The 24,213-nt window shown below is 41.0% G+C and carries 23 protein-coding genes, 2 tRNA genes, 1 rRNA gene and 2 pseudogenes; 13 read left to right on the top strand and 15 right to left on the bottom strand.

Features of this window, described 5'->3' with window-relative positions; genetic code table 11:
• Nucleotides 1-391 precede the first annotated feature (391 nt).
• Nucleotides 392-523, top strand: a pseudogene (locus C9J45_RS15835) (thioredoxin-dependent thiol peroxidase); the annotation flags it as partial.
• Between the two features lie 51 nt (nt 524-574).
• Here the strand turns inward: C9J45_RS15835 and C9J45_RS15840 are convergent.
• Both C9J45_RS15840 and C9J45_RS15845 read right to left on the bottom strand, forming a co-directional pair.
• Nucleotides 575-1,660, bottom strand: a complete 1,086-nt coding sequence (locus C9J45_RS15840; protein WP_107247688.1) for an AI-2E family transporter — start codon at nt 1,658-1,660, stop codon at nt 575-577.
• 8 nt (nt 1,661-1,668) lie between these two features.
• Nucleotides 1,669-1,893, bottom strand: a complete 225-nt coding sequence (locus C9J45_RS15845; RefSeq protein WP_107247689.1) for a sulfurtransferase TusA family protein — start codon at nt 1,891-1,893, stop codon at nt 1,669-1,671.
• 165 nt (nt 1,894-2,058) lie between these two features.
• Between C9J45_RS15845 and C9J45_RS15850 the strand changes: the two genes are divergently transcribed.
• From C9J45_RS15850 to C9J45_RS15865, 4 genes are all read left to right on the top strand, one after another.
• Nucleotides 2,059-3,516 carry a M48 family metalloprotease gene (locus C9J45_RS15850; protein WP_107292756.1) on the top strand — a complete coding sequence of 486 codons (1,458 nt, stop codon included), beginning with the start codon at nt 2,059-2,061 and terminating at the stop codon, nt 3,514-3,516.
• An 84-nt stretch (nt 3,517-3,600) separates the two neighbouring features.
• Complete coding sequence (arsC, locus tag C9J45_RS15855) at nt 3,601-3,951, top strand: arsenate reductase (glutaredoxin) (protein ID WP_107205357.1); 351 nt, start codon at nt 3,601-3,603, stop codon at nt 3,949-3,951.
• Nucleotides 3,951-4,526 carry an NAD(P)H:quinone oxidoreductase gene (wrbA, locus tag C9J45_RS15860; protein ID WP_107292757.1) on the top strand — a complete coding sequence of 192 codons (576 nt, stop codon included), beginning with the start codon at nt 3,951-3,953 and terminating at the stop codon, nt 4,524-4,526. The genes arsC and wrbA overlap by 1 nt, the downstream gene beginning before the upstream one ends.
• Before the next feature lie 29 nt (nt 4,527-4,555).
• Complete coding sequence (locus C9J45_RS15865) at nt 4,556-4,987, top strand: DUF2069 domain-containing protein (RefSeq protein ID WP_107292758.1); 432 nt, start codon at nt 4,556-4,558, stop codon at nt 4,985-4,987.
• 80 nt (nt 4,988-5,067) lie between these two features.
• Here C9J45_RS15865 and C9J45_RS15870 read toward each other — a convergent pair whose 3' ends face one another.
• Nucleotides 5,068-6,222 (bottom strand): DUF2066 domain-containing protein, encoded by a 1,155-nt coding sequence (locus C9J45_RS15870; RefSeq protein WP_107247692.1) that lies wholly within the window; start codon nt 6,220-6,222, stop codon nt 5,068-5,070.
• 221 nt (nt 6,223-6,443) lie between these two features.
• Between C9J45_RS15870 and C9J45_RS21790 the strand changes: the two are divergent.
• A pseudogene (locus C9J45_RS21790) lies at nt 6,444-6,751 on the top strand (solute carrier family 23 protein); the annotation flags it as partial.
• Nucleotides 6,752-6,833: 82 nt separating this feature from the next.
• Here the strand turns inward: C9J45_RS21790 and upp are convergent.
• On the bottom strand, nt 6,834-7,460 hold the full coding sequence (gene upp, locus C9J45_RS15880; protein ID WP_045129097.1) for a uracil phosphoribosyltransferase: 627 nt from the start codon (nt 7,458-7,460) through the stop codon (nt 6,834-6,836).
• Between the two features lie 193 nt (nt 7,461-7,653).
• Between upp and purM the strand changes: the two genes are divergently transcribed.
• Nucleotides 7,654-8,694, top strand: a complete 1,041-nt coding sequence (purM, locus tag C9J45_RS15885; RefSeq protein WP_107205353.1) for a phosphoribosylformylglycinamidine cyclo-ligase — start codon at nt 7,654-7,656, stop codon at nt 8,692-8,694.
• 100 nt (nt 8,695-8,794) lie between these two features.
• On the top strand, nt 8,795-9,439 hold the full coding sequence (purN, locus tag C9J45_RS15890) for a phosphoribosylglycinamide formyltransferase (RefSeq protein ID WP_107287214.1): 645 nt from the start codon (nt 8,795-8,797) through the stop codon (nt 9,437-9,439).
• 71 nt (nt 9,440-9,510) lie between these two features.
• Here the strand turns inward: purN and C9J45_RS15895 are convergent, their stop codons facing one another.
• The 3 genes from C9J45_RS15895 to dauA all read right to left on the bottom strand — a co-directional run bounded on the left by C9J45_RS15895 (nt 9,511) and on the right by dauA (nt 12,743).
• Nucleotides 9,511-10,308, bottom strand: coding sequence for a class II glutamine amidotransferase (locus C9J45_RS15895; RefSeq protein WP_107292759.1), 798 nt, complete (start codon nt 10,306-10,308; stop codon nt 9,511-9,513).
• Nucleotides 10,309-10,370: 62 nt separating this feature from the next.
• Nucleotides 10,371-10,952, bottom strand: a complete 582-nt coding sequence (gene lpcA, locus C9J45_RS15900; protein WP_006647091.1) for a D-sedoheptulose 7-phosphate isomerase — start codon at nt 10,950-10,952, stop codon at nt 10,371-10,373.
• Nucleotides 10,953-11,051: 99 nt separating this feature from the next.
• On the bottom strand, nt 11,052-12,743 hold the full coding sequence (gene dauA / locus C9J45_RS15905) for a C4-dicarboxylic acid transporter DauA (protein WP_107292760.1): 1,692 nt from the start codon (nt 12,741-12,743) through the stop codon (nt 11,052-11,054).
• Between the two features lie 503 nt (nt 12,744-13,246).
• On the opposite strand from dauA, the gene fadE reads away from it, so the two are divergent.
• Nucleotides 13,247-15,697, top strand: a complete 2,451-nt coding sequence (fadE, locus tag C9J45_RS15910) for an acyl-CoA dehydrogenase FadE (RefSeq protein WP_107287213.1) — start codon at nt 13,247-13,249, stop codon at nt 15,695-15,697.
• Nucleotides 15,698-15,773: 76 nt separating this feature from the next.
• On the opposite strand, the gene C9J45_RS15915 is transcribed toward fadE, so the two are convergent.
• Nucleotides 15,774-17,012 (bottom strand): TIGR03503 family protein, encoded by a 1,239-nt coding sequence (locus tag C9J45_RS15915; RefSeq protein ID WP_233217809.1) that lies wholly within the window; start codon nt 17,010-17,012, stop codon nt 15,774-15,776.
• A gap of 7 nt (nt 17,013-17,019) precedes the next feature.
• A complete protein-coding gene (gene dnaQ, locus C9J45_RS15920) occupies nt 17,020-17,745 on the bottom strand; it encodes a DNA polymerase III subunit epsilon (RefSeq protein WP_006647095.1) in 726 nt (241 codons plus the stop codon).
• 51 nt (nt 17,746-17,796) lie between these two features.
• On the opposite strand from dnaQ, the gene rnhA reads away from it, so the two are divergent.
• Nucleotides 17,797-18,261 carry a ribonuclease HI gene (gene rnhA / locus C9J45_RS15925; RefSeq protein WP_045084816.1) on the top strand — a complete coding sequence of 155 codons (465 nt, stop codon included), beginning with the start codon at nt 17,797-17,799 and terminating at the stop codon, nt 18,259-18,261.
• Here rnhA and C9J45_RS15930 read toward each other — a convergent pair.
• Nucleotides 18,258-19,028 (bottom strand): methyltransferase domain-containing protein, encoded by a 771-nt coding sequence (locus C9J45_RS15930; protein WP_107261819.1) that lies wholly within the window; start codon nt 19,026-19,028, stop codon nt 18,258-18,260. The genes rnhA and C9J45_RS15930 overlap by 4 nt on opposite strands.
• A 43-nt stretch (nt 19,029-19,071) precedes the next feature.
• On the opposite strand from C9J45_RS15930, the gene gloB reads away from it, so the two are divergent.
• The 3 genes from gloB to C9J45_RS15945 all read left to right on the top strand — a co-directional run bounded on the left by gloB (nt 19,072) and on the right by C9J45_RS15945 (nt 22,144).
• Nucleotides 19,072-19,830, top strand: a complete 759-nt coding sequence (gene gloB, locus C9J45_RS15935; RefSeq protein ID WP_005363468.1) for a hydroxyacylglutathione hydrolase — start codon at nt 19,072-19,074, stop codon at nt 19,828-19,830.
• 71 nt (nt 19,831-19,901) lie between these two features.
• Nucleotides 19,902-21,458: a LysM peptidoglycan-binding domain-containing protein gene (locus tag C9J45_RS15940; protein WP_107205347.1), complete on the top strand. Its 1,557-nt coding sequence runs from the start codon at nt 19,902-19,904 to the stop codon at nt 21,456-21,458.
• The gene (locus C9J45_RS15945) at nt 21,455-22,144 is read left to right on the top strand and encodes a YIP1 family protein (protein WP_107247698.1); all 690 of its coding nucleotides are present in this window, start codon (nt 21,455-21,457) and stop codon (nt 22,142-22,144) included. The genes C9J45_RS15940 and C9J45_RS15945 overlap by 4 nt, the downstream gene beginning before the upstream one ends.
• A 20-nt stretch (nt 22,145-22,164) precedes the next feature.
• Here C9J45_RS15945 and C9J45_RS15950 read toward each other — a convergent pair whose 3' ends face one another.
• The 5 genes from C9J45_RS15950 to rrf form a co-directional block, all read right to left on the bottom strand.
• Entirely contained in the window at nt 22,165-23,016 is an 852-nt protein-coding gene (locus C9J45_RS15950) for an endonuclease/exonuclease/phosphatase family protein (protein ID WP_107247699.1), read from the bottom strand.
• Between the two features lie 96 nt (nt 23,017-23,112).
• The gene (locus C9J45_RS15955) at nt 23,113-23,448 is read right to left on the bottom strand and encodes a DUF1904 domain-containing protein (protein WP_107205344.1); all 336 of its coding nucleotides are present in this window, start codon (nt 23,446-23,448) and stop codon (nt 23,113-23,115) included.
• Nucleotides 23,449-23,776: 328 nt separating this feature from the next.
• Nucleotides 23,777-23,853 (bottom strand) — tRNA-Trp (locus C9J45_RS15960).
• A 37-nt stretch (nt 23,854-23,890) separates the two neighbouring features.
• A tRNA-Asp gene (locus C9J45_RS15965) sits at nt 23,891-23,967 on the bottom strand.
• A 135-nt stretch (nt 23,968-24,102) separates the two neighbouring features.
• Nucleotides 24,103-24,213: ribosomal RNA gene (rrf, locus tag C9J45_RS15970) — 5S ribosomal RNA — on the bottom strand; the annotation flags it as partial.

Raw genomic sequence — 24,213 nt, forward strand, 5'->3', positions numbered from 1 at the left:
ATGTAAAAAATATTCTTACTAACAGGCTAAAAACTACGAATTTAGCCTGACTTTTTGCTTTAGTGTATTCATTTATCTTTCTAATGAACTGATCTAGGATAAATTCTCCATTTTACTTATGTTCATAAGTAAATTTAAAAACACCGTTGTTTACGTATTCACCAAACGATTCTGTCCTACGAATAAATAAGGTTACGTAATGCTGCTAAATATTCTTATGACAGATTTCAACTTGAAACATTGGAAAATTGTGTAACATTGAGAAAAAATATGACAACTGCTATTTTTGTAGTTAAATAAGAAAATTCATTAACCTAAACTACTATTAAAGATAGAGTTTTTTTAAATCGTCAATATTTTTGTCCTAGATTATTTCCAAGGGTGTAACGTTATGGGCAAAGAATATGACGGCTTACACCGCATCAGCTTTTTAATTGATGAAAACGGTATGATTGAGCACGTATTTAATAAGTTTAAAACAAAAGATCACCACCAAGTGGTACTTGATTATTTAAATCAATGATCGCTTAGGTTTTAATTAGATATAAAAAAGGCCGTTTTCACGGCCTTTTTACTACACTTTTTCTGACACATCGGAGGATGATAAATTATTATCGCTCGCAGGTAATGCTCCCCACACGGCTTTAACTAATGTCGCTAATGGGATAGCAAAAAATACTCCCCAAAATCCCCATAAACCGCCAAAAAACAACACAGCAACAATAATTGCGACAGGGTGTAGATTTACCGCTTCAGAAAATAGAATAGGTACTAATACATTGCCATCTAACATTTGAATAATACCATATGCCAGTAATAGCCACCAAAAATCTGGCGTCCACCCCCACTGGAATAATCCAACCATAGCAACAGGAACCGTTACAGCAGCCGCGCCAATGTAAGGTATTAGAACAGAAAGCCCGACTAATACACCTAATAGTACGGCGTAGCGTAAATCCATAACTTCAAAAGTGATATAACTTGCAATGCCAACAATAATAATTTCAGTGACTTTACCGCGAATATAATTAGAGATCTGCTGATTCATCTCGCTGCCAACTTTGCTGGCTAAACGACGATTTTGAGGCAAAATGTTTAATAACGTGCGCAACATTTCGTCTTTATCTTTAAGTAAAAAGAAAACAAGCAATGGCACTAAGATCAGATATACCCCAATTGTTGCTAAACTGACTAATGATGCCAGTGAGCCTTTTACAACACTTTCGCCCAGTCCTAATACCTTCTCACGCAGTGTATTCATGAAATCAACCACTTGAGCCGGTTGAACAAAATCAGGGTAGCGTTCCGGTAAGCTAGATACATAGATTTGAAGATCGTTAAACATCTTCGGCACATCAGCACTTAAATTGGTAATTTGATGCCAAATCGTCGGCACTAAACCAAATAAAGCAAGCACCATTAACCCTGCAAAGACCAATAGTACGATAGCGACTGAAAGGGTTCTTGGCATCCCTAGTTTATGTAACCTTGCTACTGGCCACTCTAATAAATAAGCCAAAACAATGGCGACTAATAACGGCGTAATTAAACTGCCAAAAAAGTAAATAGTAAGAAAGCCGCCGAGAAGAATAACAACAAGGCTTACAGCGTGGGGGTCTGAAAATCGACGCTGATACCAGCGATTTAGCATGCGTAACATGTTGATTTCTATCCTTTTTCCACCATTATGATTAGTTGGGTATTATCATCAACTAAAATATCGGTAACATATCCATTATTATGCAAGAAACGAGGGATATCACTTCTTGCGCCGCTGTCTGAAATTCGTATTTCTAACCCTTGATAGGGAAGAAGTGTTGCGCATGCGCGTTTAGCTAACAATAAAGCCAGCGGACAACGTTCGGCCATTAGATCAAGCGATATAATTTCCATTTCATTTAAGTGACAGGTATTTTGTATTGCCGTATTGTAACCTCAGCACATATAAGATGCGAGATATCGAAAGGACATGAATCACATTAACGAACCTCTAAAGTATTTCGGTGTCCTAACTTATAGATATTAAAGATAACTCAACAAGGAGGTTGTATCATTCCCATGTTTCGATTTACCAAAGCACCGACCTATCTTTTGCTTTCTGCGCTTTTTAGTAGCAGTATTCCAGCTATTGCTAGTGATGATAATCGCTTACCTGAAATGGGAACGACAGCCTCTTCTACATTAACGATTGATAAAGAACGTGAATATGGCGATGCATATATGCGCATGCTAAGTGCCAGCCAGCCTGTTATTAACGACCCTTTACTCTCAAATTATGTTCAAGCTTTGGGCCATAAACTTGTTGCCAGTGCGGAAGATGTCCGAACACCATTCCATTTCTTTTTGATCCAAAACCCTGAAATTAATGCTTTTGCTTTTTTTGGCGGCTATGTTGCGATCCACTCTGGGTTATTTCTTCATGCCGAAACAGAAAGTGAGCTCGCCTCTGTTATGGCGCATGAAATTGCCCATGTCACCCAAAGACACCTTGCGCGAAGAATGGAAGCAGAGGCCAGAAATTCGCCTATCACGATGGCTGCACTGATTGGCTCACTGTTATTAACAATCGCAGCTCCTGAAGCAGGTTTAGCCGCCATTCATGCCACCACGGCCGTGGGAATTCAAGGACAAATTAACTTTACGCGCAGTAATGAAAAAGAAGCCGACCGTATTGGTATAACAACCCTCGCCAAAGCGGGGTTTGATGCCTATGCGATGCCACGTTTTTTTGGTCGTTTAGCCGATCAATATCGTTATACTTCAAAATTACCCGCTATGTTGTTAACGCACCCATTACCCGAATCACGGGTCACAGATAGTCGTATGCGCGCAAGAAAATATCCGCTTGTAAATTTATCCCCCTCTGAAGATTATTTACTCGCTCGTTCACGTATTGTCGCCCGTAATGCTGGTTTGAGCGATACTTCTGCGCTCAACTGGCTTAACCGTGAGTTAAAAAAAGCACCACCCAATCGCCGCAAAGAGCTCAATTACGGTAAGGCACTGATTTATTTAGATAATGATAAATACGAATTAGCGCATCAAATACTTGACCCATTATTGGCTGGCGAACCCAATAATTTATTTTTTATTGATGCTGCAACCGATCTCGATCTCAATCAAAAACAATTTGATCGTGCGATCGCCCGCTTAAACAATGCGCTTAAAATGAGTCCTGACAGTAATGTATTGCGCTTAAACTTAGCCAATATTTACCTTGAATCGGGACAATATCAAAAGAGTATTCAAATTTTGAATCGTTACTCTTACGATCACCCTAATGATATTAATGGGTGGACATTATTAGCACACAACTACGCCAAAATAGGTGATCGTAGCGCAGAGCTTGCTGCCCTTGGGGAGCTATTAGCTTTGCGTGCTCAATGGGATAAAGCCATTCATAATTATACTCAAGCCGCACAAATGGCAAAGCTCGGCTCCATGGAGCAAGCACGTTATGATGCACGCATTGATCAACTTCGCTTTCAACGTCAAAAATTCAAAGCATTACAATAATGTATTGATTTATTATAGTTCATCGACAATAAATCAATCGTAATAAAATACACTAGCTAATACAGTCATCAGTTAGGAGACGACATGTCAGTCACTATTTATCATAATCCTCGTTGCTCTAAAAGCCGTGAAACACTGGCGCTATTAGAAGAAAAAGGGATCACACCGACTATCATTAAATACCTAGAACAAACACCAAGCGTCGCGGAACTAGAAACGTTATACCGCCAACTGGGCTTGGACTCTGTGCGTAAAATGATGCGTACCAAAGAAGCGGATTATAAAACACTGGGACTCGGTAATAATGACGTATCTGATGAGGCACTCTTCATTGCAATGAGTACTCATCCAAAACTAATCGAACGTCCAATTGTAGTAAGTGGTGAAAAAGCGGCATTAGGTCGCCCACCAGAGCAAGTGTTGGATATTTTATAATGCATAAAATCTTAGTTCTTTATTACAGCCGTCATGGTAATACACGTCAGTTAGCACGACATATTGGTCGCGGTATTGAACAAGTATCTGGTTGTGAAGCAGTGCTAAGAACGGTTGCTGAAATCGGCAAAAATGATCTTCAGCAATCGAACCTTGATCCAATCGTCAGTCATGACGATCTGAAACAATGCATTGGTTTAGCGATGGGAAGCCCTGTTCGGTTTGGTAATATGGCAGCGCCATTAAAACACTTTATTGATAGCACTAGCCAAGAATGGTTATCAGGTACGTTAATCGATAAACCAGCTTGTGTATTTACTTCATCATCCTCTATGCATGGCGGTCAAGAAACAACGTTACAATCGATGATGTTACCGTTACTGCATCACGGCATGCTAATTGTTGGGATCCCTTATTCCGAACCCACTTTGCATACCACGCAACATGGAGGTACTCCCTATGGGGCTTCACATCTCAACATTGGTACTAATAAGCAGCTCCATAGTGATGAAATTGAACTTGCACAAGCTCTCGGTAAACGGCTTGCACTAACCGCGATGCAACTTCAGCGTTAACTCATATGGCAAACGAAAAGGGATATTCGATGCCTCCGATGCAACCGCAAACACAATATATTCACCGCTTTGCCGTCTGCGCGAATTTAACTCTTATGCTATGGGTCGCGTTATGGCAAACGATTCTCTCTCCCCACCCACATCTTAATAACTGGGTAATGGCTGTTGTTTGGATCATTCCTTTACTATTGCCATTACGTGGGATGTTAGCTGCAAAACCTTATACTTACGCATGGTCTAACTTCATTTTAATGTTTTATTTCCTGCATGCTCTAACGCTACTCACTATTGATGAAGGAGAACGGTGGTTAGCAGGCGTAGAGCTACTACTCGTAACCATAGCCTTTCTCAATAACATACTTTTTGCACGCGTAAGAGCAAAAGAACTCGGCATAAAACTCCAGCGTCTATCGCAAGTGGAGCGACAAGAACGCGAACGTTTTGAACCACCTAAAGATTGAACCAATCGTTCGTTCTCTAATAATGAGATATTAAAAAGCCCTTATCATGAGGGCTTAATTATTGCTACTAACACCAGATTTTAGTTATGCCATATATACATGTCATCAGGTGCAACATAGTTTTCAGGTTGAGTTTGCGACTGTGATTGTGTCGCTGTGACATCCAACGTATTAGGATCTTGGTTCACATCAGTATTTGGCATTGTCGTTGCGTTAGTATTAGTAACAGTAGAATCATCGGCGCTAATACGACTTTCATGGCTCAATTCGCGCTTAAACTCAGCATCAGATGCTGATAAGTTCATACGGAAAATCACCTTATCACCTTTAATATTTACCGCATTAGCACTACTTACTGTCGTCATCTGATTAAGCATACGTTCAAGCGTAAAAAAGTCTTCTGTTGAATTAACATTCTCCACTTCAATATTAACGCTGCCTGACGCGACACTACCTAATTCGATAGCATATTTCTGTGCTAAGTGGTTTGTCACTTGATTCATCATATCACGGCTAGCTTGTGCCAATGTACCGCTCGCTTTGCCGGTAATAGGTTGAGTATCGGCTGCAATCGTACTAGGCTGTTGAGCATACAGTTGCCATGTTAATTCAACCTTATCTGCGTCTTGTTGGTGAGCTTTTACTAACAATAAACCACCCGCATTATAACGTTGACTTGCGCTAGTGATGGTGTCGATAAAACTCCCCCAAAGATCGGATACGTGTACTGCCGTAACATCGTTAAAATCACCCACTGGGAAAGTAACGGGTAGACCACGATCATTTGCGGCTTGTTTGGTATCAGCGACGAGTGCATTGGTTGATTGATCCCATAAAATATCTCGGCTATTACCGTTATCATCAACCATCCAAACGAGAATATTAGGACGCTGAGCACTCCAAAAATTCGCTTTAGCTTGTGTTAATAGCTGCTTAATTTGTACCTTATCAAAGGTTAAATCTAGCGTCTTCTGTCCATTATATTGGCCATAACCAAACTGGCTGACGTAATTTGAACTGTTCGCTATCGCCTGAGCCACAACACTATTTTGGGTAATGTTCGGATTACCAGTCACTTTAACTAATACTTGCTTAAAGCCTTGCTCTCTTGCTGCTTGATCGGGGGTTTGACCATCAGTAGGCATCACTACTTGAGCCTGATATAAATCACTGACAGTAGCCGCTTTAATAGGTAAAGCCAGTAGAGCTAAAAATAACAACGCAAATCGCAACATATCGCACTCGTAATTTACAAAAATAAGTCGTCAAAAGATAAAAAGATAATCAAAAAGACCTAAAGACTCATTGATATTCAGTATAGCCACATAGTCTAAAATTAATTAGCTATACAATATGTACTTTTTCCTGAACCAACACAATACAACAGGCAAGAAACAAACCATTTGCTGAAAAATATTCTCTAGTGAGAAATAGTAGCGTTTACAAAATTAACATTGTGGCGGGGAATGGTATCGCCACTATTGTCGCATCTCTTAATTGCCGATCCAACAAATACGACTGAGTCAGAAGTCACGAGAGGGGTAATGTTAACGAAACCCTTTTATCCTGTGATCATCACATGAGCGACGATAACAGCATTGGTATTAGCGTTTGTCGGTAAATTAAGAGCCGTATTGCAATACGATTCTAGCACCTGTAATGAGCGGTATTGTTGCAGTTGTACTTAACCTAATTTCCCCCAAAGACTTGAGCGAGAATAATGTGGTAGACAATGCTCAAATCGAAGATACCAAGTACTTATAATTACTTACCTTAATATTTAGCACTTTTCAGAAATAAAAAACCGGACGTCATGTCCGGTTTTATTTTAATCTTGGCTACTAAGTTACTTAGTACCGAAGATTTTATCACCAGCATCACCTAAACCAGGAACGATATAACCTTTATCGTTTAGCTTCTCATCAATTGCAGCTGTGTATAGCTCAACATCTGGGTGTGCTTTTTCTAATGCAGCAATACCTTCAGGTGCTGCTACTAGTACTAGTACTTTAAATTGCGTACAACCGTGCTCTTTTAACAAATCCAGTGTTGCAATCATAGAGCCACCCGTTGCTAGCATTGGATCAACAACAAGCGCAATACGCTCATCAATGTTTGATGCTAGCTTGTTGAAGTATGGAACAGGCTCAAGCGTTTCTTCATCACGGTAAATACCAACAACGCTGATACGTGCACTTGGCATATGCTCAAGTACGCCATCCATCATGCCAAGACCAGCACGCAGAATAGGCACTACCGTTACTTTTTTACCTTTGATCTGGTCAATTTCTACTGGACCATTCCAACCTTCAATCGTAACTTTTTCTGTCTCGAAGTCTGAAGTCGCTTCATATGTCAGTAGGCTACCAACTTCAGTTGCTAACTCACGGAAACGCTTAGTGCTGATGTCACCTTCGCGCATAAGACCAATCTTATGTTTAACCAGTGGGTGTTTTACCTCAACGACTTTCATCTCTGACTCCTGAGCAATTAAAAAATAAAATCGCATTATTATATACTAAGCCAATCGATTTCAGATAGTAGTAAACGTTTAACTGTTTACTTAATATCCAGCTAAAAAAATTGACGCAAACGTTTTCCTTTAGACGGTGACTGCTGTTATCATGTATTCGCTTTTTTTACTTTAATACGTTGAGGGATCATCTGTGAGCGACAAAAACTCTTCTCTTAGTTACAAAGATGCTGGTGTTGATATCGATGCCGGTAATGCATTAGTAGACCGTATTAAAGGGGTGGTAAAACGTACTCATCGCCCAGAAGTTATGGGGGGAATTGGTGGTTTTGGTGCACTTTGTTCACTACCAACCAAATATAAAGAGCCCGTTTTAGTTTCAGGCACGGATGGTGTAGGAACTAAACTTCGCTTGGCTATGGATTTAAACCAACACGATTCAATCGGTATCGATCTGGTTGCTATGTGTGTGAACGATCTTATTGTTCAAGGTGCTGAACCTCTGTTCTTCCTTGATTACTACGCAACCGGTAAGTTAGATATTGATACAGCAGCAAGTGTTGTAACAGGTATTGGCGAAGGCTGTATCCAATCAGGTTGTGCTCTAATTGGTGGTGAAACTGCTGAAATGCCGGGTATGTACCACGGTGAAGATTATGACGTGGCAGGTTTCTGCGTTGGTGTTGTTGAAAAAGCAGATATCATCGATGGCTCAAAAGTGACGGCTGGTGATGCACTTATCGCTGTCGGTTCAAGCGGCCCACACTCAAACGGTTACTCATTAGTACGTAAAATCATTGACGTTTCCAATGCCGATTTGAATCAAGAATTAGAAGGTAAAACACTTTCTGAACATCTATTAACACCAACTAAAATTTACGTTAAATCAACGCTAAAAATGATGGAAAGCTGTGACGTACATGCTATTTCACACATTACAGGTGGTGGTTTCTGGGAAAATATCCCACGTGTACTTCCTAAAGGCACAAAAGCGGTTGTAAATGGTGCAAGCTGGCAATGGCCTGCCATCTTCAACTGGCTACAAACTGCAGGTAATGTCGAAACTTACGAAATGTACCGTACGTTTAACTGTGGTGTTGGCCTTGTCATTGCCCTTCCACAAGATCAAGCACAACAAGCCATTGATATCCTAAATGCTGAAGGCGAAAACGCATGGCTACTAGGTGAAATTGCAAACGCTGCTGATAACGAAGAGCAAGTCGAGATCAAATAACTCTCAACAGTGCTGACTCGTAATAAAAAGAATGAGGACGCTATGTCCTCATTCTGCTATCTACATACCGATAACCTTTCAATAAATGGTAGTACCAAATATGAAAAATATCGTCGTCCTTATTTCAGGTAGCGGAAGTAATCTCCAAGCGATTATCGATGCATGCAGTGCAGGTTTGATTAAAAACAGTCAAATAACCGCTGTGATCTCAAATAAAGAAAATGCTTATGGGTTAGAACGTGCGCGTAATGCCAATATTGAAGCGATACATATTGCGTCTAATCAGTATGCTGACCGTGAACAATATGATGAAGCCTTAGCGGATTGTATTGCACAGTTCAAACCCGATGTGGTTATTTTAGCCGGATTTATGCGTATTTTGAGCGCAGACTTTGTTCGTCGCTTTAAAGGAAAGATGCTAAATATTCACCCATCACTCCTTCCTAAGTATCCCGGCTTAAATACTCACCAACGAGCGATGGATGCTGGCGATGACGTACATGGCACCAGTGTCCACTTCGTAACAGAAGAATTGGATGGCGGCCCTGTTATTTTACAAGCCAGAGTGCCTATTTTTGACAATGACACCGTTGAAGAAGTAACAGCTCGTGTTCAAAAGCAAGAACATGCTATTTATCCACTTGTAACTCAATGGTTAGCGGAAAATCGTTTGACCATGAGTAGTGACGGCAAAGCTATCCTAGATGGTATTGAACTCCCCGCTCAAGGATATGCAGCACAATAAAAAAGGCGATCTTAAGATCGCCTTTTTACTATTGCAGATAATACCACTTCAATAGTGACAGAAAATAACCATTATTCTGTTTTACCTTCAGCCACTAACTGGTTGAAAACAGGCTCACCAAAGTGAAACACAATAAACTCGCCTGTTGCCATTTTGTGCCAATTTTCATCATTGGTTAATGGCTGAGTAGCGATAACTGTCACAACATCATCAGGAGTTGTTTCTTGCTTAAAATCAATCGTGACATCTTCATCAATTAATGATGCTTGTCCAAATGGTGCTCGACGCGTGATCCAATGTAAATTATTAGTGCAATAGGTAAGTACGTACTCACCATTACTTAACAGCATATTATAAACGCCAAGCTGACGTAACTGCTCACAACACTGAGCAAAGTAACTAAATACTGGGTTTAAATCGTCAGGTAATTCTGGAAATCTAGACTCAAGTTGATTGAGTAACCAGCAAAAAGCAATTTCACTGTCGGTATCACCTACCGCTTTATGACGACCTGTTTCTAAACTCTCATAACCCGTTAGCTGACCATTATGAGCAAACGTCCAATAATTACCCCATAACTCGCGCGTAAAAGGATGGGTGTTTTCTAAATTCACCGCTCCTCGGTTAGCTTGGCGAATATGGCTTACCACTGCACGACTTTTTATCGGATATTGTTGGACTAATTCAGCAATACGGGACTGACAGCTTGGATTCGGATCTTTAAAGGTTCGAAAACCTTTACCCTCATAAAACGTAATGCCCCAACCATCGCGATGAGGGCCTGTATTGCCTCCTCGCTGCATTAATCCCGTAAAACTAAAACAAATATCTGTTGGCACATTTGCGCTCATGCCTAGCAATTCACACATTTTCCTTTATGCCCTTTATTATTGATTAACGATACTTATCGATAGCCAGAATGACCTAAGGCTTATTCTGCTGCCATTTCCTTTTCCACTAGCATAATTAAAATATGAATAATCTTAATATGGATTTCTTGAATGCGATCCGCATAACCAAAGTGAGGAACACGAATTTCAACATCCGCTAAGCCAGCCATTTGACCACCATCTTTACCGGTTAAGGCTATTGTCTTCATGCCTTTGGCCTTTGCCGCTTCAATTGCCTTTAAAATATTGCCTGAATTACCAGAAGTAGACAAACCAAACAATACATCACCTTTAGCGCCAACAGCTTCTAAATAGCGTGAAAATACGTATTCATAACCGAAGTCATTACTTACACACGATAAGTGGCTTGGATCAGAAATCGCAATACCAGGATAACCAGGGCGGTTTTCACGGTAACGACCTGTTAGTTCTTCAGCAAAGTGCATTGCATCACAATGCGATCCGCCGTTACCGCAAGACAATACTTTACCGCCTTGTTTAAAGGAATCAGCCAATAGCTTTGCTGCCGCCTCAATATCTGCAAGGTTTTTATCATCACTTAAAAAGCGATTGAGTACATCAGCTGCATCTGTTAATTCAGCGCGGATCAGATCCTGATACATAAGCGATTCTCTCTATTATTCTTTAGATACAAATCAAGCGGGTAAATACCCGCTTGATGTTTTAAATACACCGTTATTCGCAGTTTACATACAAATAACTTACAGTGTCGACTCCTGATCAGAATGATTGTGAGAATTAATCAGTAAAACTTGCTGTAATTGACTAACAGAGTGAGCTAAATGCACATTCTCAGCTTCAAATATTCCAGCATGGTAGAGTTTACGTTCAACATGCGGCTGCGTACCTAATAAATAGACAGGTAACTCAGACAAGCGATCTAACGCCATATCAAAGGCATGAATCGCCGTAATATCAATGGTTGATACATCACTAAAATCGAGCACAACCGCACGCGTTTCTGTCGTTGCATGTTCAATAACAGAAAAAGCTTTCTCACTCGCAGCAAAAAATAATGGGCCATTAATATCATAAACCACTACATCACCGCCAAAGTTGAGATGTGGATGCTCATCATGTGAAATCGTAACTGTCGTTAATGTCGCAATACGCTGAATAAATAACACGCCCGCAAGTAATAAACCGACAATAACAGCGACAACCATGTCAAATGCAACGGTTAAGATAAAGCATGTCATCAAGACGGCTACGTCACGACGAGGTGCAACCTTTAATGTATGCACAAAGTGAGGTGCTTCAGACATATTCCACGCAACCATGATCAGTAAGCCAGCCAACGCACTCATCGGAACAAACGATAGCGCTGGTGCTAATACAATCATCGCAGCTAAAACAAAAAGCGCATGCGTCATACCAGATATCGGTGAAAACGCACCAGAGCGAATATTGGTCGCTGTGCGAGCAATCGCCGCCGTTGCTGGAATTCCGCCAAAGAAAGGGACGACAATATTCGCGATCCCTTGACCGACAAGCTCTGCATTCGGATTGTGCTTTTTACTTGTCATACCATCTGCTACAACCGCACATAATAGTGATTCGATACAACCTAGCATCGCGATAGTTAATGCTGAAGGCATTAATTCAATTACAGTGGCCCAATTAAATGTATTGGACTTCCACAGCGCAATAAACTGCGGTGCTTCTTGTGGAATACCATGACCTACAAGGCTACCAATGGTGTAGCTAAATTTTTCACCCAGCAAAGTCACATGCTCAGGGCCAAATTTATTTAATGCTAAAGCTAAAACCGTCCCTACCAGTAATGAAACTAAATGGGGTGGAATACGCGTTTTTAATTTCGTCCAGCCAATAAAAACAAAAATGGTGACCACACCGACAATCGCATCAGCATAGTTCGTGGTAGGTAGTGCATGGGCATACGACATCACTTTTTCAGGAAAATGGATTGGGCTACCTTGAAGATGTAGGCCTAATAAATCTTTAAGTTGTAAAAAAGCAATAACAAAACCGATACCGGCAGTAAATCCGGTGGTAACTGGGTATGGTACATACGCCACCAGCTGTCCTAAGCGGAAAACGCCCATCAATAACAGGATAATGCCTGACATCATGGTCGCTAACATTAAGCCTGATAAGCCATATTTTTGAGTGATCGGTAAAAGGATGACTACAAAGGCTGCGGTTGGGCCTGTGATATTAAATCGTGAACCACCTAATAACGCCGCTAAAAAGCCCGCCACAATGACGGTATACAATCCATGTTGTGGTGGCACACCGACAGCAATTGCTAATGCCATCCCCAATGGAATCGCCACAATACCGACCGTAATACCCGATACAATATCGGCACGAAATTTAGAGAAGGAATAACCATCCTTCCACGCCTGTGATAAAGCATGAAATAACAACACAACAAGACCTCTTGTACTTTGCGTACATTTGATAAACAGGAATTGATGTCAACCCGATGTAAGAGAGTCCGGCGGGCATGTGTCAGTCGGAATCGGGAAAGGCAACAAAGGGAAATACCATTCAGTACAGATGGTCAGAACTCAACCACTCAAAATAACGTGAACAGTATCACAACACGGCGTATGTTAACGCTCTGCTAAAAATCTGCAAGTAAAAAAAATAGTCACAATGATTTCGATCAATCCCTTTAATAACCTGACCTCAGCCCACTTTGTACACATAACAGTTTACTTTCATATCAAAAAACTATTTTACATTTTGTTAAAAAACGCATTACAATAATTTAAAAGTGGTAAGACCTCTTACCTTAATAATAATTACCCTACAATTAACAATAAAATGTGTAGCAATGTACTGAACTCTTCATCATGAAATCAGGTGTCGCTCGATTATTCTTGATGATGTGTAAGTAGTCTTACTATACAGATTAAGGAGAATCACTATGGTTACGCTTGCGTATGTCATTGGTTTTATCGGTGTTATGTTCATATTGGCGTATCATCGCGCGTCGTTAAAAACCTTTACGGCAGTAATTGCTGCAACACTATTAATTGGTACTGTTTTTTCCATTACAGGTATTATTAGTTGGTTAATTTTCGCTGCGATTGCGATTCCTCTTAATATCCCAGCCTTACGTAAAAAATATCTCGCCGCTCCTGCGTTAAAAGCCTTTCAAGGTGTCATGCCAGAAATGTCTCGTACCGAAAAAGAAGCAATCGATGCGGGTACAGTGTGGTGGGAAGCTGATTTATTTGGTGGTAATCCAGACTGGAAAAAGCTCCATGATATCCCTGCACCAACCCTTTCAGCAGAAGAGCAAGCTTTTCTCGATGGACCAGTAAATGAACTTTGCCGCATGGTAAATGATTTTCAAATTACCCATGAACTTGCCGATCTACCACCCGAAGTATGGCAATACTTAAAAGATCATAAATTCTTCGCCATGATCATTAAAAAGCAATATGGTGGACTTGAGTTTTCTGCTTATGCCCAATCTTTAGTTCTGCAAAAATTAACCGGTGCTTCTGCGGTATTATCATCAACCGTTGGTGTGCCTAATTCACTAGGTCCAGGTGAACTGCTTCAACACTATGGTACTGAAGAGCAAAAAAACCATTATTTACCCCGCTTAGCAGCTGGCCAGGAAATCCCTTGTTTTGCCTTAACTAGCCCAGAAGCAGGCTCAGATGCTGGTTCTATCCCAGATTTCGGTATTGTGAAAAAAGGTCTGTGGCAAGGCGAAGAAGTTCTTGGTATGGAATTAACATGGAACAAACGTTACATCACTCTAGCACCGGTGGCTACGGTACTAGGTCTTGCCTTTAAACTTTCGGATCCTGACAACTTACTCGGAGATCAAAAAGATCTGGGTATCACTTGTGCATTGATCCCAACCGATCTAGAGGGCGTTGAGATTGGCCGTCGTCACTTCCCTCTTAATGTACCATTCCAAAATGGTCCTACTAAAGGTAACAAGATCTTTGTTCCTATTGATTTTATTATCGGTGGTCAGGAAATGGCAGGCCAAGGATGGCGTATGCTAGTGGAATGTCTATCGGTGGGTCGCGGTATTACGCTCCCGTCTAATTCAACGGGTGGATTAAAAACCGCAGCAATCGCAACAGGGGCTTATGCTCGTATTCGTCGACAATTTAAAATGCCTATTGGTAAAATGGAGGGGATTGAAGAGCCACTTGCACGTATTGCGGGTAATGCTTATGTCTTAGATGCAGCCAGTACTCTAACCGTCGCGGGTATTGATCTTGGTGAAAAACCTTCCGTTATCTCAGCGATTGTAAAATACCATTGTACCCATCGTAGCCAACGCGGTGTGATTGATGCGATGGATATTGTCGGTGGTAAAGGGATCTGTATGGGACCGAGCAACTTTATTGCTCGTGGTTATCAAGGTGCGCCTATTGCAGTCACCGTTGAAGGAGCGAATATTCTAACACGTTCAATGATCATCTTTGGACAAGGCGCCATCCGTTGTCACCCTTATGTGTTAGAAGAGATGAACGCTGCTTATAATGATGATAAAAAACAAGCCTTAGAGAGCTTTGATAAAGCCGTATTTGCGCATGTTGGCTTCGTGATAAGTAACATGGCACGCTCTTTCTGGTTAGGTATTACCGATGGCTACGGTTCATCCGCACCACGTAAAGATGCAACCACACGTTATTACCAACAACTCAACCGCTACAGTGCTAACCTTGCGCTACTGGCTGATATTTCTATGGCTGTGCTTGGTGGTTCATTAAAACGTAAAGAGCGTTTATCTGCCCGTTTAGGTGATGTGCTTAGCCAGCTTTATTTATCATCAGCAACACTAAAACGTTATGCCGATGATGGTTATCAACAGCAAGATCTTCCATTAGTACATTGGGGTCTACAGGATTCATTATACCAAGCAGAAACAGCCCTTGATGACTTCCTAAGTAACTTCCCTAATAAGTTCATTGCTGGCGCACTACGTGTTGTATTGTTCCCATTAGGTCAACGTCGTATCAAACCAAGTGATAACTTAGATCATGCCGTTGCTCGTTTAGCACAAACACCATCAGAAACTCGAGATCGCCTAGGTCGAGGTCAATTCTTAGAAGCATCTGAAGGGAATCCAGTCGGTATGATGGAAGCTGCACTTAACGATATTCTTGCCGCTGAGCCGATTTATGATCGAGTGTGTAAAGCTGCGAACAAAAAATATCCGTTTGTACAGTTAGGTAATGTTGCAGATAAAGGGCTTGAACTCGGTGTAATTGAACATGCTGAAGCTGAGTTATTGCGCCGTGCAGAATTAGGTCGTTTACGTACGATTAATGTTGATGACTTTGAGCCTGAACAATTAGCAGCAAAGACAAACCCTGATTACTCAATCAATCACGCGGCTTAAGCACGACATATTGAAGTCAGTTAAAAATACAAAAGGGAAGCTAGCGCTTCCCTTTTCTTTGTTCTCTGACCATTGTTTATAAGGGTAAAACAAGGGCTTCTTTTTTCTCTTTTCGACGCTTTTTAAATACTCGCCAGCCCCATATTCCACTAATGACCAATACGATTACCGCTATATTCCCCATTACCATCACGCTAAGTGTTTTTTCACGTGAGGTTTTTTGCAATTCAATTTCTTTCAATATCTGTTGTCGTTCAAGTTCCGCTTTATCGATAGGCGTGATCTCAACATGAGTTTCTGAACGAATATTATTAATCACCGCAAAATGGCTCTCAACTAACGGAAATATCAGCTCGCGTTGATACAAACGATCAGTACCATAGATCCAACCTTCCCACGAATATTTCCCCGCCTCACCATCAAAAGGTAATCCCATCGACAGCTTAGTTTCATTTGGTAATGTTCGTTGCTGAATAATTTGCTGCTTGGTCTTTGGTGTACCGTAGCGAATATAAGCAGCTAACGATCCTGCGACCAACGCATCATCTTGTGGTAATACGACTAACTGGTGAGGTTCTTGCGGCTTATGACTTTTAATGAGAGTGGCAGAAAACGGTTTAGGGTAAACTAATACTTCTTGCTCTATGGCTCGCGTAAAAACACCATTCATTGATTTAATCACAACCCGGTATTTACCCGGTGCAACCGTTACAGGAAGAGAAACAGTAAAGATACCATCCCCTGCCACTTCATCACGATCTTGACCATTATCTTCAAAATTACCCACCACTATTGGCTCAGGCTGTACATCATGAACGAGTTGCTGCTCTTCCGATATATAGGGGTAAAATGACACACGCAATTTAACCCGATCTAAAAAGTCACGGACGGTTAAAGGTTGGTCATTCTGCAACAGTTTTGCTGAGAACTTTAACACTTCAGATTGGTATAAATTCTGCGGCAACGTGTCAGCTGTTAGGCGAAGATTAGACAGCAAGGTAATACGGTTATCTTGCGAAACGCGGCCAATTGCTTGCCAAGGTCCAGCCATTGGCTCATCAATCGAAATAATATCGAGATCATTTTCAGAATACCAAGAAACATGCTTAGGATGACGACTGGAGTAATATTTCGTGCCATCCGGCGCAACCAACACCACAGGGCGACTTGGTTGCTCTCGTTTAACCATGAAAGACACTTGCTTTATTGTTGGATCCACACGGAAACGGTTATCAAGCCACGTCATCCGATCATTATCTTGCGCCCAAGCAAATAATGGCCAGACAGCCATACATATTAATAACCGCTTCAGCATAACTCTCCTACAGACGCCAAAGAACGTCAGCTTTTTTTCCGATCAAATCGAGTCTTTCTTCGTGTGAAACTAATTCATCGGCAGAAGCACAGATAACCTTTAGCCCTTTTCTCTCTCCGACTAAACGCTTTATCGCAAATTCTTTCTCACTATCCCCTTCGTTATCGCCACTTAATTTCAATGATGTTTGACCACCCGTCATCATTAAGTAAACATCAGCAAGGATCTCGGCATCGAGCAAAGCCCCGTGGAGCGTTCGATGCGAGTTATCTATGCCATAACGTGAACAAAGAATATCAAGGTTATTACGTTTACCAGGAAAGAGGCGTTTTGCCATTTCCAAGGTATCCGTTACTTTGCAGATATCTTCCGTTTTTTTAAGATCAGATCCCATTAACTGGAATTCATAATCCATGAAGCCAATATCGAACGATGCGTTATGAGCCACCAGCTCTGCACCATCAATAAAGTCGATAAACTCTTGATGGATGTCAGCATAGCTCGGCTTACCGATTAAGAACTCATCCGTAATACCGTGAACATCAATCGCTTCAGGATCAATTGGGCGATCAGGCTTGATATAAACATGGAATGTTTTACCGGTTAATTTACGGTTAATGATTTCAACCGCACCAATTTCAACAATCCGATGCCCTTCATAATGCGGGCCCGTCATATTCATACCGGTAGTTTCTGTATCAAATACAATAATGCGTTGGTTAGTGGCTTTCATAGTGGCTTATGTGTCAGACTTAAGTTTTTATCTAGGGCAATACTACCAAATATGATGAAGCAGGTAGAAATTTACACAGACGGTTCTTGTTTAGGTAATCCAGGTCCCGGTGGCTATGGCGCAGTACTTAGGTACAAGCAACATGAAAAAGAATTAAGTGACGGCTTTTTCATGACAACTAACAATCGAATGGAGCTACTTGCAGCCATTGAAGGGTTAGCAAGCCTTAAGGAATCATGTTTAGTTGATCTTACCACTGATAGCCAGTATGTGCGTCAAGGAATTACCCAGTGGATCCATAATTGGAAAAAACGGGGCTGGAAAACAGCCGATAAAAAGCCGGTAAAAAATGCAGATTTATGGCAACGTTTAGACACAGAAACCCAACGTCATCAGGTGCAATGGCATTGGGTAAAAGGTCACGCGGGTCATCCAGAAAATGAACGTTGCGATGTATTAGCTAGAGCCGCGGCAGAAAAACCCACCTTTACTGACGAAGGTTACCAAGCCAATTAGTTTGACTTTTTATAGGCCTCATCTCTCTTCTCCATTTTATTACAGGCTTCGGTACGACAATTTACTTGTAACGGAGCCAATTGACGTCTCACTTTCCATTTTGGTTCTATCGGTTTTAATGGAAAAGTACGCTTTCTAGCCACGATAAAGTACAAACTTCCGACTACAGATAAGGGTTCTGATAAGATATTTTCCAGCCATGCTGAACACGTTAAATGACGCGTAGAAGGTAATACCGCAAATGTTTCGTGATATATCACCTCATAGTTTAACAACCTAAGCCAATCAATCACTCGAGAGGATAAATACATTCGTCCATTCCATGGCGCTTTTTTTCTATTCCACGGCAATAATCCACAAAACCCATTAACACTTAATGGATTATTACCACTAAGTAACAGGTAGCCATCATCAACAGTAACTCTATCAATTTCACGCAATAATCGATGAGGATCCGTTGAATAATCGAGCTGATGAATAAGCAAACACGCATCAAATGACTTTTCAATAAAGGGCAATTCAAAAGATTCAGCCTCGACGTTACGATAACTACTGAATTTATCTACACTAATTTGATGTTGGATATTACAATGGTGACTGGTCAGCTCTGCACTTAAGCCACCAAGCTTTAACATATGGTAACCAAACAGCTTCGGACACCACTCATCGATTCGAGCTTGTAATAATTGTGCCGCCCATTCACCATTGGTCACATTAGACCAAGAATAAGGCACTTCAATATGTGTTACTGTACGCGCTGGCTTCATAATAGTACTGCTCAACACTTGAATAAGGCTGGAGAAGAAATTCATGCTAACAGTTAAAAGCATACCCGCATTTAATGACAATTACATCTGGCTCATTCACAACAAAGATAATCACTGTGTCGTTGTCGATCCCGGTGATGCAACTCCGGTTTTAGAAACCATCGATAAATTCGGTTTTACCCTTGATGCGATTTTAATCACTCACCATCATCATGATCATATCGGGGGGATCAGTGAACTCAAACGCCGCTTTCCATCAACGAAAGTCGTTGGACCGGTTAATGAGCCAATCCCTGGGCTAACGCAGCCAGTAGAAGATGGCGACCAAGTGGATATTTTTGGTGAACGTTTTATGGTGCTTAGTGTTCCAGGTCATACCTTAGGTCATGTCGCTTATGTCGGGGATGAAAAACTCTTTTGTGGTGATACCCTTTTCTCGGCGGGTTGTGGACGCTTATTTGAAGGCACGCCAGCACAAATGTTCGATTCACTACAAAAAATTGCTAGCCTTCCTGATGAAACAGAAGTTTTTTGTGCTCACGAATACACCGCAAGTAATCTCGCTTTTGCTCTTGTCGCTGAGCAAGATAATCCCCACCTACAGCAATACCGCGATAAAGTGATTCGACTTCGTGCCAACGGAAAATCAACGCTTCCATCAACACTAAGTCAAGAAAAACGCATCAATCCTTTTTTACGTTGCGATCAACCTAGCATCAAGCGTTCTGTTGCTGATAAAGCATATGATAACTCCGATCTTGAGACTTTCGCAGCACTTCGACGTTGGAAAGATAAGTTTTAACATACTAGACCTTGTCACTAAGGTGGTTGGACACGTATTATCTCCAGCCACTTTAGCAATAGACGACAGTTATGAAATCACGGATTCTTTTAGCAAGCGTGCTTTTATTAGTTGGCTGTGAAACATCACAGCCTATCACCAAAAAAGCCGAGACTAACGATGTAAATACCGTCGTTGTAAAACCGACAAATGAAGTCATTCCCCCCTTGTTTGAATCCCAACCAGACAAGGTAACTTCAGAAGTAAAAAAAATTACACCCCAACAACAAAAAAATGTCTGGGATCGCATTGGCATGCAAATCGATACCCACATCCCAAATAATAAACGTATCCGTTATTACCGTAACTGGTACTTAGAACACCCTCGCAATTTAGAAATCATTGCAGAGCGTGCTCAACCTTTCTTGTACTACATTACAGAACAAGTTGAGAAACGCGGTATGCCATTAGAAATTGCCTTACTGCCTATTGTAGAAAGCTCATTTGATCAAAACGCCTACTCTAATATGGCAGCGGCAGGTTTATGGCAAATTATCCCCGATACAGGTCGTCGCTTTGGCTTAAAGCAAAATAGTTGGTACGACGGTCGTCGCGATATTGTGAAATCAACAAATGCTGCATTAAATCTACTGACTTATCTTAATAAAAAATTTGATGGTAATTGGCAGTACGCACTGGCTGCATACAATACCGGTGAAGGCCGAGTATTTAATGCCATTAAGAAAAATAAAGCGCTTGGTAAATCAACCGATTATTGGGATTTAGATCTACCGGATGAAACCAGTAGTTATGTGCCTAAACTTTATGCTGTTGCTGATATTATCAAAAATCAGAAAAAATACGGCATCACATTACCCGCAATTAGTAACAAACCTGCGGTTGCAATAGTTAAGCCCAATACACAAATCGATCTTAATATTGCAGCAAAGTTTGCAGGTATCAGCACAGCTGAAATAAAAGCGCTAAATCCGGCTTATCGTCGAGGCGTTACGGCACCTAATGGGTTAAACGATTTATTATTGCCAATAAACAGCGTCAATAAATTTAATCGCGCATTAGCTAATAATAGGAATAAAGCCTTAAGAACTACGACTTACACAGTTAAGTCTGGCGATAGCTTAGGTGTAATAGCCGCTCGTCATAACACAACAATCAGTGCGATTAAACAAACAAACCACCTCAAAACAAGCAATATACGCATTGGCCAAAAACTGAAACTACCATCATCAAGTTATGCCTTAGTTCGTACTCAGCACAGCAATGCGGTTGCTCACACACACCATACCGTTCGTAAAGGTGATAGCTTGTGGACAATTGCACGTCAATACAACACCTCTGTTAACGCACTAGCGAAAGCGAATAAACTCTCCACGAAATCAACGTTACATTTAGGTCAAAAACTAAAAGTTTCTGATAATAAAGTATCGACAAGTACTGGAAAATCAACCAATAAAGTCAAAACAATTAGCTATAAAGTAAAAAATGGCGATAGTTTAAGTGTTATTGCACAACGTCACAAAGTGACAGTAAAACAAATAGTAAAATGGAATAATCTCAATAGTAAAAAGTATCTAAAACAGGGCCAAACACTTAAACTGGTTATAGATACAAGCAAGGTTAAAGCATGACACCGTCCAAAAATCCATTAATTGCTCTTGTTGATCTTTTCCGTTCGCCGATTGATTGTTTTGCAGCGGTTTATGAACGTCCAAAGTGGGCGTTCTTACCCTACATCATCATTATTTTCGGCTCATTTATCTTATGGGGGAGTTACTTTAATCACGTTGATCTACCTTGGTTACAGCAAGCCTTACAAAGCCAACTGGGTAGTGTGGATGAATCCGTAAAACAAGCGTGGTTAACAAAAGAAGTATTACTAGCAGGAGAAGTATTTAGCGATTTTTCAGGCAGAACTGCGGTTATTTTTCTACTGGCATTATGGTTAAAAATGGCCACTAAAGGAAGTCAATATCAACACAGTTACGGTAAATGGTTAGCAGCCTCTTGCTTTATCATGTTACCTGCATTTATTGGTGATATTGCGAGTTATATAAATGTTATCTTTAATTCTGCAAATATTCTGCCCAATGCCGCTGATTTAAACAGCATTAATGGGCTATTAAAGTTACCGTTAAACAATCCATGGGCACCGTTTGCGACCACAATACCATTGTTAGCGCCTTGGTATATTGCACTCACTTATGCAGCTGTAGGCGCTTGGACTGACTTTGATCGTCCTAAAGCAATTATTGTTGCCGTATTACCTTGGGCATTAACACTTATCGTTTGGCCACTACTGATTATTGTGGCCTAGCAACTTCGTCGCTCGTCTTGTTACTTCAACCTAAACGATGCAAGTAGCGGATTATGATCAGAAGCATCAGTTCTTGGTGCTTCTGATTTAACTAACGTTAAATCACGATAATACAAATGATCAAGTGGCTTGCCTAAGATACGAATACGTTGATCATCTGCAAATGATACTTCTTTCAATCCTAATGAATGTGCAAACGACTTTAGCACCTTGATCCGCCCCTGACGCCAAGTATTAAAATCCCCAGCCAAAATGATTGGACCAACATGATTGGACAACACATCTTTTAAACTATTGAGCTGTGCTTTGTACTCATCAAGCCCTAATGCAAAGTTCACACCGTGCAAGTTCACAACAACCAGTGTTTGCCCATTAGAAAGCGAAAACTCTGATAACAATGCTGACTTTGGTAATCGTAACCAAGGCTCCATGGCTAGATAAGCGCACGTCTGCTTAGAGTCTACTCGAGATAAATTCATCACCCCTGCCGGCGTATCTAGGAAACGAAAAGCATTCGCCATCCGTACCATCCAGCTATTATCATCAAGGTATGATTTTAAATCAGTATTTAAGCTCGCTTCTTGCAGTAAAACTAAATCCGTTCCTGCTGAAAAAGACTCTAAAGCCTTACGCCAATTACTGCGTTGTTGTTTATAGATGTTCCAGACCGCTACCGTTAATTCACCATCAATATCCAATGGCGGCGCAATAACACTTTCCATACAACGATACGAGAGGTGTGGAGCAAAGACCTCATTAGTAACATCAGGTTGGGTTGATATATCAAAAGAAGCATTAAAAGCCCCAAGGCCTAACGCCCCTGCCACCACCCCGACACCAGCAACAAGCTTCGTTTTTGTATAACGTGCCATACTACCCCTTAAACAGAGTAAGTCAGCCTATTGGATATAAGCTGACTTATAAAAATGAATACTTAAACGTTTGAATATCTGTTTTAGAGAGGAATATTAATAATGTTCGCCATTATCATAATAAGCGGTTGCCGTTAATGCGGTAAAAATGACGGCAACATCCTGATCTTTATCATCCAGTACTTTACGTATAGAAGCGGTTATTACCGCTGCAACTTTATCTTGCGTTTCTTGTCCGCGCTCAAACCACAAAACTTCTACAAACGGGTAAGCATCAGATACTTCTCCGTCAAAGATAAAAGATGCCGGAATATGCTCTAGAGTAAAATCTTCGCGAGGACATGACATAAGTGGTTGAAGTTCATCAACAAGATCTGTTGATAATGTTTTCACTGCATCAAACTCTACAGCACGGAAACGAAGATGAGGCATGAACTCTCCTTGATTGATCAATGTTAGCAGCACTAGATTATCACTTAATCTTACCTAAGCTCGAGATTTTATTGTTAGCGATAGGTCAATCTCTTTGCTTATAAGCGTAATCATACCCCTCCTTTTTTGCTTTTACACCAAGCAATACAATATCAACAGCAGAATACATTGAAGAGTGAATACAATGATAATTTACATTCAATAAAAGAAATCAATAAAAGAAATCAATAAAAGAAATCAATAAAAGAGAGTTAAAAAGAACATAGCGGAGCTAATAATATCCAGACGTAAAAAAGCCCCGTCATTTCTGACGAGGCTTTCTTGAAGATGGCAGGGGTGGAGAGATTCGAACTCCCAACACGCGGATTTGGAATCCGCTGCTCTGCCAATTGGAGCTACACCCCTGTAGTTATTTTAAAGACTTAACTGTGTCTAAATAAAGTGGCGGAGCGGACGGGACTCGAACCCGCGACCCCCGGCGTGACAGGCCGGTATTCTAACCAACTGAACTACCGCTCCGACGAACATGGATGCTCTAATATCGCAAAGTCATGGATGGCTAAGAGCGATAACACCGCATGCGATATCCGTAGTTCAAAACGAATATCTTAACTTTTTGTCTTCACTTTTTGTAAAAGTGAAAACGAATTGGAAGCCTGGCGATGTCCTACTCTCACATGGGGAGACCCCACACTACCATCGGCGCTATTACGTTTCACTACTGAGTTCGGCATGGGATCAGGTGGGTCCATAACGCTATGGTCG

Source organism: Photobacterium sp. GB-1 (assembly GCF_003026165.1).
In the GTDB taxonomy this organism is placed as follows: Bacteria; Pseudomonadota; Gammaproteobacteria; order Enterobacterales; family Vibrionaceae; genus Photobacterium.

Coding starts and splice junctions, on each gene's coding strand:
- C9J45_RS15850 (WP_107292756.1), top strand. CDS start 2,059: ATGTTTCGATTTACCAAAGCACCGACCTATCTTTTGCTTTCTGCGCTT.
- fadE (WP_107287213.1), top strand. CDS start 13,247: ATGGTTACGCTTGCGTATGTCATTGGTTTTATCGGTGTTATGTTCATA.
- upp (WP_045129097.1), bottom strand. CDS start 7,460: ATGAAAGTCGTTGAGGTAAAACACCCACTGGTTAAACATAAGATTGGT.
- C9J45_RS15930 (WP_107261819.1), bottom strand. CDS start 19,028: ATGAAGCCAGCGCGTACAGTAACACATATTGAAGTGCCTTATTCTTGG.
- C9J45_RS15895 (WP_107292759.1), bottom strand. CDS start 10,308: ATGTGTGAATTGCTAGGCATGAGCGCAAATGTGCCAACAGATATTTGT.
- wrbA (WP_107292757.1), top strand. CDS start 3,951: ATGCATAAAATCTTAGTTCTTTATTACAGCCGTCATGGTAATACACGT.
- C9J45_RS15950 (WP_107247699.1), bottom strand. CDS start 23,016: ATGGCACGTTATACAAAAACGAAGCTTGTTGCTGGTGTCGGGGTGGTG.
- C9J45_RS15940 (WP_107205347.1), top strand. CDS start 19,902: ATGAAATCACGGATTCTTTTAGCAAGCGTGCTTTTATTAGTTGGCTGT.
- C9J45_RS15865 (WP_107292758.1), top strand. CDS start 4,556: ATGCCTCCGATGCAACCGCAAACACAATATATTCACCGCTTTGCCGTC.
- C9J45_RS15870 (WP_107247692.1), bottom strand. CDS start 6,222: ATGTTGCGATTTGCGTTGTTATTTTTAGCTCTACTGGCTTTACCTATT.
- gloB (WP_005363468.1), top strand. CDS start 19,072: ATGCTAACAGTTAAAAGCATACCCGCATTTAATGACAATTACATCTGG.
- dnaQ (WP_006647095.1), bottom strand. CDS start 17,745: ATGAAAGCCACTAACCAACGCATTATTGTATTTGATACAGAAACTACC.
- lpcA (WP_006647091.1), bottom strand. CDS start 10,952: ATGTATCAGGATCTGATCCGCGCTGAATTAACAGATGCAGCTGATGTA.
- purN (WP_107287214.1), top strand. CDS start 8,795: ATGAAAAATATCGTCGTCCTTATTTCAGGTAGCGGAAGTAATCTCCAA.
- C9J45_RS15945 (WP_107247698.1), top strand. CDS start 21,455: ATGACACCGTCCAAAAATCCATTAATTGCTCTTGTTGATCTTTTCCGT.
- C9J45_RS15840 (WP_107247688.1), bottom strand. CDS start 1,660: ATGTTACGCATGCTAAATCGCTGGTATCAGCGTCGATTTTCAGACCCC.
- rnhA (WP_045084816.1), top strand. CDS start 17,797: ATGATGAAGCAGGTAGAAATTTACACAGACGGTTCTTGTTTAGGTAAT.
- C9J45_RS15955 (WP_107205344.1), bottom strand. CDS start 23,448: ATGCCTCATCTTCGTTTCCGTGCTGTAGAGTTTGATGCAGTGAAAACA.
- C9J45_RS15915 (WP_233217809.1), bottom strand. CDS start 17,012: ATGCTGAAGCGGTTATTAATATGTATGGCTGTCTGGCCATTATTTGCT.
- arsC (WP_107205357.1), top strand. CDS start 3,601: ATGTCAGTCACTATTTATCATAATCCTCGTTGCTCTAAAAGCCGTGAA.
- C9J45_RS15845 (WP_107247689.1), bottom strand. CDS start 1,893: ATGGAAATTATATCGCTTGATCTAATGGCCGAACGTTGTCCGCTGGCT.